A 2,120-nucleotide genomic window follows, 5' to 3' on the forward strand; every position below is an offset into this window, starting at 1 on the left:
GATGGGTGTCTTCTTTAATTTCCCATCCCAATTTCCCAAGGTGGGTGTCTTCTTTAATTTGCTTTACTTTAATTTCCAAAAAAAGACCTTTCAATTTTTTGATTTTGAAATGATTCAGATGATATCCCTATATGAAGATGGGCCTAATAAGCCAGAGTAAGATGGCATGTTCTTTTTTGAGTTACCCGAAAGACAACAGGCTTTTGGGTTGCTTACCTTTTTGTACATGCTAAATGAATATGTTCTATCTATTACGCTGATTATCTTTGAAATTCTCCAAACATTCTATGGGCTAGAACGAGCATAACGCCCGTTCTTGCTCGAGGTACAAAACTGATTTAAAATATCAACCGTATATTTTCCAAATTAAAAACAGTTATAATTTTTATTGACTTATCTTAGCAATAATAAACTAAAGGATATTTTGTGTTTTACAAATTAAAACTTGCTTTATTAAGCATGGTGGCTTTTTTAATTAGTGCGGATGCATACGCTGTATCTTGTAATAATATTAGCTTTGCTTTAGAAAAAGATGGTTGTATTTTGTCCTCTACCAAATACTATGCTGGTAAACGAGGCTCAATGCACCTAAAGCTATATACCAATGACTCTGGGGCTCAAGCTTATGATCAACCAATAATTGTTGTTGCACCTTATCCTGGCGCACTGCTTGCAGTTAACAATAACTCAGATGCTATTCAACAAGATCTAGACCTAGTATTTAGAAATACTTTTATGGGTGCTAGTCCGTCGGAAATTAAAGCAAGATATCCAAACTCTGATATTTTTCTTTTTGCCTATGAATATGAGCAAGGTAAAAGATTTGGCTCAGGTGACCATATACAGCTCAATGCATTCACGGTGCTAGAAGGCATTGAATGGATAAACGAAATTAATCAAGTCAATAACCATAAACCAAGCATTTCAGTACTTGGTACAAGTTTGGGTGGTGTAGTATCTAAATATGCCATCGGTTATGCGCACAAATATGGTATCGAAACTAACATTAGAACATGGGTTACCATAGACTCCCCACTTAAGGGGGCAAACATTCCACTGGCTTATCAGAGATTGCCTTTATTTATTGACTCAATGCTCGATGATTTTAATGATATTGGTATAATTAGCCTATCGACCTTTGATTTTGTACTTTCGGCCCTAGACTACGTAGTATTATTGAAGGAGCTTAAACTCTCTGAATTAACGAGTCAATCCAAGCAAGCAATACGTGATATACGTTCGATGGTACAAACGTCATACGAAAATATACATTCAACTTCATCTAAGCAACTATTGATAAATCATATTGTTGATAAAGATGGGAGTTATCGCTCAAGCTTTTTACGTGAGCTAAACTCAATGCCTCTACCCAACGATATACGCAAAGTTGTATTTACTAATGCATCTCTTGTAAACAGCTATAATACACCTTCAAGTTGGAGTGCATCACAATTGATACATGCACCTCATGATGGAACTAACGGTGATTTAGAAGCTGCAGATTTTACTTTTAAGGAAAACACACTAAGTGGCAATCGAAACGAAAGCCTATTTAAGTCTTATACACGTGTAGATCGACCTTTCGGCAATGATAAACATATAAAAGAGGATACAAAATTGAATGAGTATTCTAATTATCAGTATGTAAACAGTGCTCCCGGCACTAATATTGGTCTTACCCGAAGTCTGGTGAATACGATAAATGACAGTATATTGAAGGCGAAGCCTACCGATAAAGGCTATGCTAGATGCATTAATTGTCGAGAGCCGAACTTTATTCCTACTTTTAGTGCTCTAGACATTGATCCGGGCGTGTATGGGACTGACCTAAGCAAGCTCAAAGGTGCAACCCATTACGAAACACTTCAAAAGCTTGAGGCGGCTTCTCCGTTCGACAGAATTCATCATGTAAATAGCCGTACACACGATAACGAATTTACTGCTTCTGAAATGTCAACGCTTGATTCTGAGTTAAGAGGCAGACATGATTTAGCCTATCTAATACCCGTGCTTAGCACCCTCTTATTTTAATGTGAATGTGAAAGAGCCCATTAATTGGGCTCTTTTAAAAGACCAAACCTCAGACATACAATTCAAAAACTGGTAGTGTTCAAAAATCT

The 2,120-nt window shown here is 36.7% G+C and carries 1 protein-coding gene; it reads left to right on the forward strand.

All coding sequences use genetic code 11. From position 1 onward, the window contains the following. The first annotated feature begins 426 nt into the window (after positions 1-426). Positions 427-2,031, forward strand: a complete 1,605-nt coding sequence (locus N482_RS07065) for a hypothetical protein (protein ID WP_063376371.1) — start codon at positions 427-429, stop codon at positions 2,029-2,031. Positions 2,032-2,120: the final 89 nt, after the last annotated feature.

The sequence above is a fragment of the Pseudoalteromonas luteoviolacea NCIMB 1942 genome, from assembly GCF_001625595.1.
Taxonomy (GTDB): domain Bacteria; phylum Pseudomonadota; class Gammaproteobacteria; order Enterobacterales; family Alteromonadaceae; genus Pseudoalteromonas; species Pseudoalteromonas luteoviolacea_A.